Consider the following 13,649-nt stretch of genomic DNA (forward strand, 5'->3'; position numbering starts at 1 on the left):
TGAACGCCAGAACCGCCACGACCCCGACAGCCGGCGCGCACAACGACGCAGCCGGCGATCCCCTGCCCGACCCTGCCGCCGACGCCATCGATGCGCCGGCCGCGACCGTGGCCGTTCCTTCCACCACGCCGGATGTGCCCAGCCTGCCGAAGGCGCCCGCCACGCCGGAGCGCGCCGCGCCCGGACCGGACCGCCAGCAGTTCGTCGACTGGCTGCGCGCGGTCGCGCCGTATATCCATGCCTTCCGCGGCAAGACCTTCGTGATCGCCTTCGGCGGCGAGCTGGTCAAGGCCGGCATGCTGAACGCGCTGGTCAACGACGTCGCGCTGCTGCACGCGATGGGCATGCAGATCGTGCTGGTGCATGGCTCGCGTCCGCAGGTCGAGGAACAGCTGGCGCTGCGCCAGGTCGAGTCGCGCTTCGTCGACGGGCTGCGCATCACCGACAACGCGGCGCTCGAATGCGCGAAGGAAGCGTCGGGCGAACTGCGCCTCGATATCGAGGCCGCGTTCAGCCAGGGCCTGCCCAATACGCCGATGGCCGGGGCGCAGCTGTCGGTGGTATCCGGCAACTTCGTCACCGCGCGCCCGGTCGGCATCGTCGAGGGCACCGACTACCAGCACACCGGTCTGGTTCGCAAGATCGACGGCGATTCGGTGCGCATGTCGCTGCAGCACGGCAAGATCGTGCTGCTGTCGCCGCTGGGCTTCTCGCCCACGGGTCAGGCCTTCAACCTGTCGATGGAGGATGTCGCCAGCGCGACCGCCACCGCGCTGAAGGCCGACAAGCTGATCTTCATCACCGAGGTGCCGGGCGTGCTGGACCCGGTCGGCAAGCTGATGCCCGAGATGTCGCTGCGCACCGCGGTCGAGCGCCTGCAGAACAACCACCTGCCGCCCGACGTCGCCTACTACCTGCAGCATCTGGTCAAGGCGCTCAAGGGCGGCGTGCCGCGCGCGCATCTGATCCCGTTCGACATGGACGGCTCGGTGCTGCTGGAACTGTTCCTGCACGACGGCGTCGGCACGATGGTGTCGGACACCGATCTGGAGAGCCTGCGCGAGGCCACGCTCGACGACGTCGGCGCGATCGTGCAGCTGATCGCGCCGCTCGAGCAGGACGGCACGCTGGTGCCGCGCGGGCGCCATCTGATCGAGCGCGACATCGCCAACTTCTCGGTGATCGAGCACGACGGCGTGCTGTTCGGCTGCGCCGCGCTCTACCCCTACCCGCGCGAAGGCATGGCCGAGATGGCCTGCCTGACGGTCTCGCCCGAGGCCCAGGGCACCGGCGACGGCGAACGGCTGCTCAAGCGCATCGAGCGGCGGGCCCGCGCGCTCGGCCTGGAGCGGCTGTTCGTGCTGACGACCCGCACCGAGCACTGGTTCCTGAAGCGCGGCTTCGTGCGCGCCAGCGTCGACGACCTGCCCGAGGACAAGCGCAAGCTGTACAACTGGCAGCGCAAGTCGATGGTGCTGATGAAGAAACTGTAAGGACGGTAGGGGCGGCGCCCGGCCCGGAGGTCCGCTTCGCTACAATAGCCGCCGTACGAACGCCCCACGACATCGCGCCGCGATCACACGAACAGAAGGATAGAAGGAGTTCCCCATGGCCCGCATGGTCCATTGCGTCAAGCTGAACAAGGAGGCCGAGGGCCTCGATTTCCCGCCGCTGCCCGGCGAACTGGGCAAGAAGATCTGGCAGAACGTGTCGAAGGAGGCCTGGGCCGGCTGGCTCAAGCACCAGACCATGCTGATCAACGAAAACCGGTTGAACATGGCCGACGCCCGTGCGCGGCAGTATCTGCTGAAGCAGACCGAGAAGTACTTCTTCGGCGAGGGTGCGGACCAGGCGGCGGGGTATGTGCCGCCGCAGGCCTGAGCGGCACGCGGCAGGATTTTCTCGGCTGATGGTGTTCCCCTGTCCCGCAAGCGGGACAGGGGAAAACAAAAGGCGCCAGGTTTGCTGGCGCCTTTGTCGTTTCTGCGGGGCTGGCGAATCGGCTCAGAAGTCCGTGCGCCGCACGCCATCGGCCGTGCCCAGCAGCAGCACGTCGGCGCCGCGCAGCGCGAACAGCCCCACCGTCACCACGCCGGGCAGCTGGTTGATCGCCTGCTCCATGCCCTTCGGGTCGCCGATGGCCAGGCCGCCGACGTCCAGGATCACATTGCCGTTGTCGGTCTTGTAGATGCCGCCTTCCCTGGTCATGCGCAGGCGCGGCTGGCCGCCCAGCGCCGCCAGCTGGCGCGCCACCGCGGCGCGGGCCATCGGAATCACCTCGACCGGCAACGGGAACTGGCCCATCACGCCGACCAGCTTGCTGGCGTCGGCGATGCAGACGAAGGTGCGCGCCACCGAGGCGACGATCTTCTCGCGCGTCAGCGCGCCGCCGCCGCCCTTGATCATCGCGCCGCTGGCGTCGATCTCGTCGGCGCCGTCGACATAGACGGGGATCTCGTCGACCTCGTTCAGGTCCAGCACCTTGAAGCCGTGCTGCTGCAGGCGGCGGGTCGAGGCCTCGGAGCTCGACACCGCGCCGGCGAAGCGGTCCTTGAAGCGCGCCACCGCATCGATGAACAGGTTGGCGGTCGACCCGGTGCCGACACCGAGCACTGCCCCTTCGGGGACTTCCTTCTCGACATAGTCCGCGGCGGCCTGCGCCACCTGCGCCTTCAGTTCATCCTGGGTCATTGCCTGCTGCCTTCGGCTGCCCCGTGGACCGCGGTGCGGTACGTTGCGAGCCGCAAAAGTCGGTTGCGGAAACCGCGTAGTGTAACGGATTGCGCCCTGGCCGCCAGGGGTCCCACAATGGGCCGGTACAATGACCCGACGTGGCCCCAAGGCGGCATACCGATGCGGCATACCGATGCGGCATACCGATATGGCACTGCACTGATGCAGCCCCGCCGCGGCGACCCCGTTCCGATTCCCTTCCCGTCCGACGCAATCATCATGAACCAGCTAGCGCAACTGAAGCAGTTCACCACCGTGGTGGCCGATACCGGCGACTTCCAGGCGATGAAGCAGTACACGCCGCAGGACGCCACCACCAATCCGTCGCTGATCCTGAAGGCCGTGCAGAAGCCCGAATACCGGCCGCTGCTCGAGAAGGCCGTGCGCGATCATCACGACGCCGGCGTCGATGCCGTGATGGACGCGCTGCTGATCGCCTTCGGCGGCGAGATCCTGCAGATCGTGCCGGGCCGGGTGTCGACCGAGGTCGACGCGCGGCTGTCCTTCGATACCGCGGCGACCGTCGACAAGGCGCGCCACCTGATCGCGCTGTACGAGCGCGCCGGCGTGCCGCGCGAGCGCGTGCTGATCAAGATCGCGTCGACCTGGGAAGGCATCCGCGCGGCCGAGGTGCTGCAGCGCGAAGGCATCCGCTGCAACATGACGCTGCTGTTCTCGCTGGTGCAGGCGGTGGCCTGCGCCGAGGCCGGCGCGCAGCTGATCTCGCCGTTCGTCGGCCGCATCCTCGACTGGTACCGCAAGCAGGCCGGCGACAAGTGGAATCCCGATGCGAACAGCGGCGATGCCGATCCGGGCGTGCATTCGGTGCGGCAGATCTACGATTACTACAAGCGCTTCGGCTACAAGACCGAGGTGATGGGCGCGAGCTTTCGCAATACCGACCAGATCCTGTCGCTGGCCGGCTGCGATCTGCTGACGATCAGCCCCGAGCTGCTGGAACAGCTGGCGGCCAGCACCGCGCCGGTCGAGCGCAAGCTGTCGGTCGACGATGCCCAGGCCGGCCATATCGCCCGCGTGCATTGCGACGAGCCGGCCTTCCGCTGGCAGCTGAACGAGGACGCGATGGCCACCGAGAAGCTGGCCGAGGGCATCCGCGCCTTCGCTGCCGATGCGGTCAAGCTGGAACGGCTGATCGCCGAGACGTTCTCCTGAAGAGCGGTGGACGCGGCGCGGGCCTGCGTCAGTCGCCGGCCGCGTCCCACAGCATCGGCAGGCATTGCCCGGCCGGCGCGGACAGCACCAGGTCGGCGGTCGCGTCCAGCGCCGACGGCTGCGGATTGACGACGATCACGCCGGCCCCATGGTCCTTGGCCAGGCCCGGCAACCCCGCCGCCGGATAGACCATGCCCGAGGTACCGACCACCAGGCACAGATCGCAGGTCTGCGCCGCATGCTCGGCGCGGTAGCGCGCCACGCGCGGCAGGTCCTCGCCGAACCACACCACGCCGGGCCGCATCGGCGCGCCGCAATGGACGCAGCGCGGCGGGCTGCGGCCGTCGTCCGGCGCGGCCTCGCAGCGGCCGCAGCCGTCCAGCCATTTGTTGGCGAACAGATTGCCGTGCAGCTCGATCACGTCGGGGCTGCCCGCGCGCTGGTGCAGCCCGTCGACGTTCTGCGTGACCAGCGTCACGTTCTTCTGCGCGGCCAGCGCGACGATCGCACGATGGGCGGGATTGGGCTGCGCCGCCGCAACCAGTGCGCGGCGATGCTGATACCAGTCCCAGACCAGGCCGGGCTGGCGGCGGTAGGCGTCCTCGGTGGCCAGTTCCTCGGGATCGAAACGGGCCCACAGGCCCGTCAGCGCATCGCGGAAGGTCGGCACGCCGGACTCGGCCGAGATGCCGGCGCCGGTCAGCACCAGGATGTCGCTGGCGGCGGCGATGCGCCGCCGTGCGTCGGCCAGGTCGGCGGCATCGATCAGCATCGCGCCTCCTTCATTGCGCCAACTTCATTGCGCCCACTTGATCGGCCCGTCGGCTCAACGCGCCACCGCGCGGCGCTGCCTCACCGCTTCATAGAGGCAGACGCCGCTGGCGACCGACACGTTCAGGCTTTCGACGCCGCCGGCCATCGGGATCGACACCAGCTCGTCGCAGGTCTCGCGCGTCAGCCGGCGCATGCCCTCGCCTTCGGCGCCCATCACCAGCGCGGTCGGGCCCGTCAGGTCGATGTCATAGACGGTGCGCTCGGCGCCATCGGCGGTACCGACGACCCAGATGCCGCGCTCCTGCAGTTCGCGCAGCGTGCGGGCCAGATTGGTCACGGTGATATAGGGCACGGTCTCGGCCGCGCCGCTGGCCACCTTGGCGACGGTCGCGTTCAGGCCGACGCTGCGGTCCTTGGGCGCGATCACCGCATGCGCGCCGGCGCCGTCGGCCACGCGCAGGCAGGCGCCGAGATTGTGCGGATCGGTGACGCCATCGAGCACCAGCAGCAGCGGCGTGCCCTCGATGCCATCGAGCAGTTCGTCGAGATTGAGCGCCAGCGACACGTCCTCGGCGCGGGCAACCACGCCCTGGTGGCGGTCGGTGCCCGCCATGCCGCGCAGGCGCTCGGCATCGACCGGATGGAGACGCACGCCGAGTCCCTCGGCGAGGCGGATGAAGTCCTGCATGCGGCGATCGCGCCGGGCGGACTCGATATAGACGTCGGAGACGCCGGCCGCGTCCTGGCGCAGGCGCGCGGTGACGGCGTGAAAGCCGATCAGAAGTTTTTGTTTGGCCATGGGCGGGATTGTACCCGCCCGGGCTCGCCCTCTCCCCCGCCGTCTCAGGGCTTGCAACAGCGGGAGGCAGGGCTGCATGCGGCGGCGCCATGCGAGGTTGCACCCGATGAAAGCCGCGGCATTCGCATCAGGCTCCGTCGCGGACGGCGCGCCCCCTTTGCTTCGCGCTCCCGCTCGCGGGAGCGGGACCGAGGAGAGGGCAGCAGCGCTCGGTCTGCCGCTGCCCGCCCTGGCTTACCGCGTCCGCGTGGCCTTCTTCGACGCGGTCTTGCGGGCCGTCTTGCCGGCCCGCTTGGCGGTCGACTTCGCCGCGGCCTTGCCGCCCGCCCTGCCGCCCGTCCTGGCTACCGCGCCGGCCGGCTTGGGCTTGGCGGCCCGCTTGGACGGCTTGCCGGTGGCGCCGGCCACACCGCTCTCTGGCCGGATCTTGACCGGCGTGATCACCGCCTCGAACACGGGCTGCTCCTCGAACACGCGATCCAGCGTTTCGTCGAACGACTCCTCGGGCTTGGAGGTGCCGCCCAGCAGCGCAGCCAGCTGGCGGCCCTTCTTGCGCGCCGGCAGTGCATGCGCCGCGGGCACATGCGGCGCCGGCTCGGTGGTCGGGCGCGCGCGCAGGCTCTTGGCCGACGGCTCCTGCACCAGCCTGAAGTCGATCTTGCGGGCGTCGAGGTCGACGCGCGAGACCTGTACGCGCACGCGGTCGGTCAGCCGGTAGCGGATGCCGGTGCGCTGGCCGCGCAGCTCGTTGCGCGCCTCGTCGTACTCGAAGTAGTCGCTGCCCAGTTCGGTCACATGGACCAGCCCTTCGACATACAGCTCGTCGAGCTGCACGAAGATGCCGAACGAGGTCACCGCGCTGACCGTGCCGGCGAACTCGTTGCCCAGCTTGTCGCGCATGAAGTAGCACTTGAGCCAGGCCTCGACATCGCGCGAGGCCTCGTCGGCGCGCCGCTCGTTGGCCGAGCAGTGCAGCCCGAGCTCGTCCCACACCGCTTCGTTGCGGCGGGCGCGGCCGGCCATCTTCTCGGCCCGCGCGGCCTCGTCCTTGGCCTGCATGCGGCGGGCCTTCGGCGAGATCGCGGTATTGAGCGCGGTGCCCGGGGCAAAGGCCGGCTGGTACTTGGTATGCGCCAGCACCGCCTTGATCGCCCGGTGCACCAGCAGGTCCGGATAGCGCCGGATCGGGCTGGTGAAGTGGGCGTAGGCCTCGTAGGCCAGCCCGAAGTGGCCGATGTTGTCCGGGCTGTAGACCGCCTGCTGCATCGAGCGCAGCAGCATGGTCTGCAGCATCGGCGCATCGGGACGCGCCTTGATCTTATTCATGACTTCGGCGTAGTCGGACGCCTGCGGCTTGTCGCCGCCGCCCAGCGACAGGCCCGAGGTCTTCAGGAACTCGCGCAGCGCCTTGAGCTTTTCCTCGCTGGGGCCGGCATGGATCCGGTACAGCGCGGGATGCTTGAAGCGCTCGAGGAAGTCGGCCGCGCAGACGTTGGCGGTCAGCATGCATTCCTCGATCAGCCGGTGCGCGTCGTTGCGCGTGCGCGGCAGGATCTGTTCGATCTTGCCCTGCGCATTGCAGACGATATAGGTCTCGGTGGTGTCGAAGTCGATCGCGCCGCGCTCGCGGCGCGCCTTCAGCAGGACCTGGTACAGCTCGTACAGGTTCTGCAGATGCGGCACCAGCTCGGCACGCTTGTGGGCCTCCGGACCCTTGGTGTTGGACAGCACCGCCCAGACCTCGTTGTAGGTCAGGCGCGCGGCCGAATGCATCACGGCGGGATAGAACTGGTAGGCCTTCAGTTCGCCCTTGGCGGTGATCACCGCATCGCAGACCATGCACAGCCGGTCGACCAGCGGGTTCAGCGAGCACAGGCCGTTCGACAGCTTCTCCGGCAGCATCGGAATCACGCGGCGCGGGAAGTAGACCGAGGTCGCGCGGTCGAGCGCGTCGGCGTCCAGCGGCGTGCCGGGACGCACGTAGTGCGAGACGTCGGCGATCGCGACGATCAGGCGCCAGCCCTTGGCGCGGCCGATCTTGACCGGTTCGCAATAGACCGCGTCGTCGAAGTCGCGCGCGTCCTCGCCGTCGATCGTCACCAGCGGCACGTCGCGCAGGTCGATGCGGTGGTCCAGGTCGGCCTCGCGCACCTCGTCGGGCAGTGCGGCGGCCTCGCTCTGCGCGCCCGGCGAGAACGTATGCGGCACGCCGTACTTGCGCACCGCGATCTCGATTTCCATGCCGGGGTCGTCGATCTCGCCCAGCACCTCGACCACGCGGCCGACCGGCTGCACATAGCGGTCCGGATATTCGACGATCTCGACGCTGACGACCTGGCCGACCTTGGCCTTGCCCTGCGCCCGCGGCGGGATCAGGATGTCCTGGCTGATGCGCTTGTCCTCGGGCGCCACGACCAGCACGCCGCCCTCGCTGAGCAGGCGGCCGATCACGAAACGGTTGGCCCGCTCGACGATCTCGACGATCTGCCCTTCCGGGCGGCCGCGGCGGTCGTAGCCGATCACGCGCACCTGCGCGCGGTCGTTGTGCATCGCCTTCTGCAGCTCGCGCTCGGGCAGGAAGATATCGTCCTCGCCGTCGTCGCGGATCAGGAAGCCGAAGCCGTCACGGTGGCCCTGCACGCGGCCGACCACGAAATTGGGCTGGTGGGCGAGCTCGTAGCGGCCCTTGCGGTTCAGTTCGATCTGGCCGTCGCGTTCCATCGCGGCCAGCCGTTTCTGGAAGCCGTCATGCTCCTTGCGCGTGACGGCGAGGGCCTTGGCGATGTCGCCGGCCGACAGTGGCGAACCGGAGGTACGCAGGACGCCGAGGATTTCTTCCCGACTCGGGATCGGATAGTTGTTCTGATTCAATTTCTTCTAAAGAGGATTTGACAAATCGATTGTCGTCGCTATAATGAGCGCTTCGGTTGTTTCGACACCTGCCCAGGTGGCGGAATTGGTAGACGCACTAGGTTCAGGTCCTAGCGGTGGCAACACTGTGGAGGTTCGAGTCCTCTCCTGGGCACCAGATCAAAAAACCCGCATCGCTTTCCGGCGCTGCGGGTTTTTTCTTTCCCGCGTGCATCTGCGTTTCCATCCGGATCGCTTGCGCGTTCTGCTTTGATCGGGCCATTGGCGCTCCAGTTCGGCGCCGCGAGCGCCGGTTGCCCCGGATCCCCGGGATCGCGTCCCGACGAATTCCGACCATGTGCCGACCTTGCGCGGCCGACGACCATCTTTCACTGCTTGCGGCACGCCTGCAATCGGTATCACCGATGCGCGGCTACGCCGCCCCTTGCGCCAGGCACGACCGTCATCGCCGCGCCTCGGCATCAACGCGCAGTGTATCAGCTTCAGTGGCGCTTCCGGCATTCTGTCGAGTTCGTGTCTGCATCGCTTGCCGGCCGCTTGCCCGGCACCCTTCCCTCCATCGTTTTCCGCCGCGGTTGACAGTTCGGCCATATGTAACTACGATGGTTTCACTTATTCGTTTTCCGCCATGTCCACCAGCAGCCGATTCGCCGTTGCCGTTCATATCCTGACGCTGCTCGCCAGCGCCGACGAGCCGCTGCCTTCCTCGCTGATCGCCGGCAGCGTCGGCACCAATCCCGCGCTGATCCGCCGGCTGATCGGCGTGCTGGCGCAGGCGGGACTGGTCTGCACCGCGATGGGCGCCGCGGGCGGCGCCTCGCTGGCACGGGCCGCGAACACCATCACGCTGCGCGATGTGTTCCGCGCGGTGGAGTCGGACAGCGTGATCGGGCTGCATGCCGGCGCACCGAATCCGGCCTGCATGGTCGGGCGCGAGATCACCGGCGCGCTGATCCGCATCACCGACCGGGCGCAGGCCGCGATGGAGGAAAACCTGGCGCAGACGACAATCGCCGGCATGCTGGCCGACGTCCAGCGATTGGCGCGCGCGCGGCGGCGCTGATTTTTTTGTCCGCATATGTAACCAAAGTAGTTTCATATGCGAAGCTCTCTTTGCTTCCTCGCGAAGCCAACCTGTGAAGGAGTTCCATCATGCAAATCGCCATCCTGGGTGCTACCGGACGTGTCGGCAGCCGCATCGCCGACGAGGCGCTGCAGCGCGGCCATACCGTGACCGCGATCGCTCGCCACGCCGGCACGCTGACGGATCGTCCGGGCCTGAAACGGCTGGACGCGGATATCACCGATCTGGCCAATACCGCAAAGCTGGCGCCGGCCCTGGCCGGTCACGACGCCCTGGTCAGCGCGGTGCGCTTCGCGCAAGCGGGACCGGAGCCGCTGCTGCAACTGGCCCGCCAGGCCGGCGTCAAGCGCGTGGCGGTGGTCGGCGGTGCCGGCAGTCTGTATGTCGCACCCGGGGTGCAGCTGGTCGACACGCCCGAATTTTCGGCGGCCTACAAGGACGAGGCGCTGGCCGGCCGCGACTTCCTGAATGCACTGCGGGCGGAGAAGGAGCTGGACTGGGTCTTCCTGTCGCCGTCCGCGCTGCTGGAGCCGGGCCAGCGCACCGGCAGCTATCGCGTCGGCAAGGACGAGCTGCTGGCCGACGCCAACGGCAAGAGCTGGATCTCGATGGAGGACTTCGCCGTCGCGCTGGTCGACGAACTGGAGCGGCACGCGCATTCGCGCGAGCGGTTTACGGTGGGATATTGAAGAGGGTATTGAAGGGAGCGGCGGGTGCGCCGCCCTCTCCCCCGGCCCTCTCCCGCAAGCGGAGAAGGCCGGGGTGACGGAAAAATCCGCGGGCCAATCAGCCCTGGCCGCCCTCGCCCTCCGCCCGCTTGCCGCGCTTGAGCCAGGCGGCCAGGTTATGCGGACGCAGCGTGTCGTATTCCTCGAACGGCTGATGAATCCAGGGATTGGTCGGCAGGAAGCTGACGTGATAGTCGGGCTTGACCTTCGAACAGGCCTTGTACCACAGCACCGCCGAACGGACCTCGGTCACCGCCGGATAGCGTTCCTGCAGATGGCGGCCGACGCGCTCCAGCGTCACGCCCGAGTCGACCAGATCGTCGACCAGCAGGATGCGGCCGCTGAGCTCGCCGCGCGTCATCGTGATGTACTGCGCGATATCGAGATCGCCCTGCACCGTGCCGGCCGCCTCCCGGTAGCTGCTGGTGGCCAGGATCGCCAGCGGCACGTCGAAGATTCGCGACATCTGGTCGCCGACGCGCAGGCCGCCGCGCGCCAGGCACAGGATCTTGTCGAAACGCCAGCCCGACTCGTGCACGTTCAGTGCCAGGCGGGCAATCAGCCGGTGGTATTCGTCCCACGAGATCCACAGGTTCTCGTCATCGTTCTGGGGCAGGGTCATCGCTTGCTCTTCGTCGCTGCTTTGTAATAGGGGTTTCCCGTGCGCGGGATACAGTAAGGCCCGCTTGCGCGGGCCGGATTTCCATCGAAGGCCGCGGCTTGCCCGCGGCTGGCGTCGAATCAGATCAGATACGGATGACGCAGCAGAATGGTTTCGTCGCGGTCCGGACCGGTCGAGATCATGTCGATCGGAATGCCGACCACTTCCTCGATGCGCTTCAGGTACTGGCGCGCGGCCTCGGGCAGCGCGTCCCAGCTCTTGATGCCGAAGGTCGATTCGTTCCAGCCGGCGAAGTCTTCGTAGATCGGTTCGCAGCGTGCCACGGCGTCCGAGCCGCGCGGCAGCATGTCGATCTGCTTGCCGTCCAGCGTATAGCCGACGCACAGGCGGATCGTGTCGAGGCCGTCGAGCACGTCCAGCTTGGTCATGCACAGGCCCGACACGCCGTTGATCTGCACCGAGCGCTTCAGCGCCGCGGCATCGAGCCAGCCGGTGCGGCGCGGCCGGCCGGTGACCGAGCCGAATTCCTTGCCGACATTGGCCAGACGCACGCCGATCGGATCCTGGCGGCGCGGATTGTCGTTGTCGTACAGCTCGCTGGGGAACGGGCCCGATCCGACGCGCGTGCAATAGGCCTTGGTGATGCCCAGGATGTAGTGCAGACGGCCCGGGCCGACGCCGGCGCCGGCGGTGGCGGCGCCCGCCACGCAGTTGCTCGAGGTCACGAACGGATAGGTGCCGTGATCGACGTCGAGCAGCGTGCCTTGCGCGCCTTCGAACATCAGGTTCTGACCGGCGGCATTGACCGCGTACAGCTCGGCCGACACGTCCGCCACCATCGGCGCCAGGCGCGGCGCATAGGCCAGCGCCTCGTCCAGCGTCTGCTGGAAGTCCACCGCCTCGGCGCCCAGGTACTGAGTCAGCATGAAGTTGTGGAAGTCCAGGTTCTCGCGCAGGCGTTCGGCGAATTGCTGCGGATCGAACAGGTCCTGCACGCGCAGCGCGCGGCGGGCCACCTTGTCTTCGTAAGCCGGGCCGATGCCGCGGCCGGTGGTGCCGATCTTGCCGGCGCCACGGCGCAGCTCGCGCGCCTTGTCGATGGCCACGTGGTACGGCAGGATCAGCGTGGCCGCCTCGGAAATGCGCAGGCGGTTCTGCACCTGCAGGCCGGCCCCTTCCAGTTCCTCGATCTCGCGGAACAGCGCCTCGGGCGACAGCACCACGCCGTTGCCGATATAGCAGACGGTGCCTTCGCGCATGATCCCGGACGGGATCAGCCGCAGAATCGTTTTCTTGCCGCCGATGATCAGCGTGTGGCCGGCATTGTGGCCACCCTGGAACCGCACCACGCCCTTTGCATGATCGGTAAGCCAATCGACGATTTTCCCTTTGCCTTCGTCACCCCACTGGGTGCCGATCACGACGACGTTGCGTCCCTGGCTTACTGCTGAAGCGGACATGTTGAACTGGTCAGAAGGTTAAAAACGTATTCTACTCTTGTTGCGGGCCGATCCCCGATTTTGGCGGGAGAACCGCTCAGACCGGCGCCCGCGGCAAGACCGGCCGCTCAGCGCGGCACCACCACCCAGCGGCCGCCGTCGCGCACCAGCTGGCGGTCGCAATTGAACTCGTCGAGCTCGTGCGTGTGGCCCGGCAGCGACTGAATCACGATCTCGCCGCCCTCGCGCAGCGCCGCGATCGCGGTGCGCAGCGCGGGATCGGCGTCCCACGGCGCGAAGATCGCCAGCGCGCGCACCTCGACCGGCGACAGCGCCGCCACCTCGCGCAGGTCCAGCGAAAAGCCGGTGGCCGGGCGCGCGCGGCCGAAGGCCTCGCCTACCTTGTCGTAGCGGCCGCCGCGGGCGACGTGGTTGGGCAGGCCCGCCACGTAGGCCGCGAACATGACTCCACTGTGATAGTGGTAACCGCGCAGATCGGCAAGGTCGATATTGACCGTGGCGCCGCGCACCTCGCCGGCCAGGAACGCCAGCTCGTCCAGCGCGCGGCCGATGGCCGGACTGCTCGGCAGCACCGCGCGGGCCCGTTCGATCACCTCGGGGCCGCCATACAGCGTCGGCAACGCCAGCAGCGCGTCGCGCTCGACCTGCGGGAAACCGGCGGTCAGCTCGCGCAGGCCCGGCACATCCTTGTTCTCGAGCGCATCGAACAGGGCCTGCTCGTTGCTGCGCGCCGGCGGCAGGCCGTCGAGCAGCGCCGCGACGATGCCGGCATGGCACAGGTCCAGCCGCACCTCGCCGAGCCCGGCCGACTGCAGCGCGGCCAGCATCAGATTCTGGATCTCGACGTCTGCCTCCAGGCCCGCATGGCCATAGATCTCGGCACCGACCTGGATCGGCTCGCGCGTCGCATGAAAGCCGGCCGGGCGCGCGTGCAGCACGTTGCCGGCGTAGCACAGCCGCGTCACGCCGGGACGATTCAGCAGGTGCGCGTCGATGCGGGCAACCTGCGGCGTGATATCGGCGCGCAGGCCCATCGTGCGGCCTGACAGCTGGTCGACCAGCTTGAAGGTACGCAGGTCCAGATCGTGGCCGGTGCCGGTCAGCAGCGACTCGATGTATTCCAGCAGCGGCGGCATCACCAGCTCGTAGCCGTAGGTGCGGAACAGATCGAGCATGCGGCGGCGCAGCTCCTCGATCTTGCGGGCCTCCGACGGCAGCACGTCGGCGATGTTCTCGGGCAGGAGCCAGTGGTTGGACATGGTGCTTCTCTGATTCATGTGGGTCGCGGGCCGGGCGCGGGCGGCTCGCACAAAAGGGGCATCGGTCAGCGGACGGCGCCGATGGCGCACCGCCCTGCGGGCGAACAAAACCCCGGCAAGCCGGGGTTCGGGCACAGCGGACTACC

The 13,649-nt window shown here is 68.2% G+C and carries 12 protein-coding genes and 1 tRNA gene; 6 read left to right on the plus strand and 7 right to left on the minus strand.

All coding sequences use genetic code 11. From position 1 onward, the window contains the following. Positions 1-143: 143 nt before the first annotated feature. On the plus strand, positions 144-1,493 hold the full coding sequence (gene argA, locus FOB47_RS18870) for an amino-acid N-acetyltransferase (protein WP_170265957.1): 1,350 nt from the start codon (positions 144-146) through the stop codon (positions 1,491-1,493). Positions 1,494-1,608: 115 nt separating this feature from the next. Continuing rightward, positions 1,609-1,881: an oxidative damage protection protein gene (locus tag FOB47_RS18875; RefSeq protein WP_006577139.1), complete on the plus strand. Its 273-nt coding sequence runs from the start codon at positions 1,609-1,611 to the stop codon at positions 1,879-1,881. Positions 1,882-2,004: 123 nt separating this feature from the next. Here the strand turns inward: FOB47_RS18875 and rpiA are convergent, their stop codons facing one another. Next, entirely contained in the window at positions 2,005-2,691 is a 687-nt protein-coding gene (gene rpiA / locus FOB47_RS18880) for a ribose-5-phosphate isomerase RpiA (RefSeq protein ID WP_053822048.1), read from the minus strand. A gap of 261 nt (positions 2,692-2,952) precedes the next feature. On the opposite strand from rpiA, the gene tal reads away from it, so the two are divergent. Beyond that, a complete protein-coding gene (gene tal, locus FOB47_RS18885; protein WP_053823127.1) occupies positions 2,953-3,906 on the plus strand; it encodes a transaldolase in 954 nt (317 codons plus the stop codon). Positions 3,907-3,934: 28 nt separating this feature from the next. Here the strand turns inward: tal and FOB47_RS18890 are convergent, their stop codons facing one another. The 3 genes from FOB47_RS18890 to rnr all read right to left on the minus strand — a co-directional run bounded on the left by FOB47_RS18890 (position 3,935) and on the right by rnr (position 8,350). Beyond that, entirely contained in the window at positions 3,935-4,678 is a 744-nt protein-coding gene (locus tag FOB47_RS18890) for an SIR2 family NAD-dependent protein deacylase (RefSeq protein WP_053822049.1), read from the minus strand. A 54-nt stretch (positions 4,679-4,732) separates the two neighbouring features. Beyond that, positions 4,733-5,479 (minus strand): 23S rRNA (guanosine(2251)-2'-O)-methyltransferase RlmB, encoded by a 747-nt coding sequence (gene rlmB, locus FOB47_RS18895; RefSeq protein ID WP_174781820.1) that lies wholly within the window; start codon positions 5,477-5,479, stop codon positions 4,733-4,735. A 234-nt stretch (positions 5,480-5,713) separates the two neighbouring features. Continuing rightward, the gene (rnr, locus tag FOB47_RS18900; protein ID WP_174781821.1) at positions 5,714-8,350 is read right to left on the minus strand and encodes a ribonuclease R; all 2,637 of its coding nucleotides are present in this window, start codon (positions 8,348-8,350) and stop codon (positions 5,714-5,716) included. A 70-nt stretch (positions 8,351-8,420) separates the two neighbouring features. Between rnr and FOB47_RS18905 the strand changes: the two genes are divergently transcribed. From FOB47_RS18905 to FOB47_RS18915, 3 genes are all read left to right on the plus strand, one after another. Further along, a tRNA-Leu gene (locus FOB47_RS18905) sits at positions 8,421-8,507 on the plus strand. Between the two features lie 471 nt (positions 8,508-8,978). Then, the gene (locus FOB47_RS18910; RefSeq protein ID WP_174781822.1) at positions 8,979-9,413 is read left to right on the plus strand and encodes an Rrf2 family transcriptional regulator; all 435 of its coding nucleotides are present in this window, start codon (positions 8,979-8,981) and stop codon (positions 9,411-9,413) included. Between the two features lie 89 nt (positions 9,414-9,502). After that, positions 9,503-10,123 carry an NAD(P)-dependent oxidoreductase gene (locus tag FOB47_RS18915; protein ID WP_174781823.1) on the plus strand — a complete coding sequence of 207 codons (621 nt, stop codon included), beginning with the start codon at positions 9,503-9,505 and terminating at the stop codon, positions 10,121-10,123. Positions 10,124-10,220: 97 nt separating this feature from the next. On the opposite strand, the gene FOB47_RS18920 is transcribed toward FOB47_RS18915, so the two are convergent. The 3 genes from FOB47_RS18920 to FOB47_RS18930 all read right to left on the minus strand — a co-directional run bounded on the left by FOB47_RS18920 (position 10,221) and on the right by FOB47_RS18930 (position 13,503). Then, complete coding sequence (locus FOB47_RS18920) at positions 10,221-10,784, minus strand: phosphoribosyltransferase (protein WP_053822054.1); 564 nt, start codon at positions 10,782-10,784, stop codon at positions 10,221-10,223. Between the two features lie 119 nt (positions 10,785-10,903). Beyond that, positions 10,904-12,244 carry an adenylosuccinate synthase gene (locus FOB47_RS18925; RefSeq protein WP_174781824.1) on the minus strand — a complete coding sequence of 447 codons (1,341 nt, stop codon included), beginning with the start codon at positions 12,242-12,244 and terminating at the stop codon, positions 10,904-10,906. A 107-nt stretch (positions 12,245-12,351) separates the two neighbouring features. Further along, on the minus strand, positions 12,352-13,503 hold the full coding sequence (locus tag FOB47_RS18930; RefSeq protein ID WP_053822056.1) for an ATP phosphoribosyltransferase regulatory subunit: 1,152 nt from the start codon (positions 13,501-13,503) through the stop codon (positions 12,352-12,354). Positions 13,504-13,649 lie beyond the last annotated feature (146 nt).

The organism is Cupriavidus gilardii (genome assembly GCF_013347325.1).
GTDB lineage: Bacteria > Pseudomonadota > Gammaproteobacteria > Burkholderiales > Burkholderiaceae > Cupriavidus > Cupriavidus gilardii.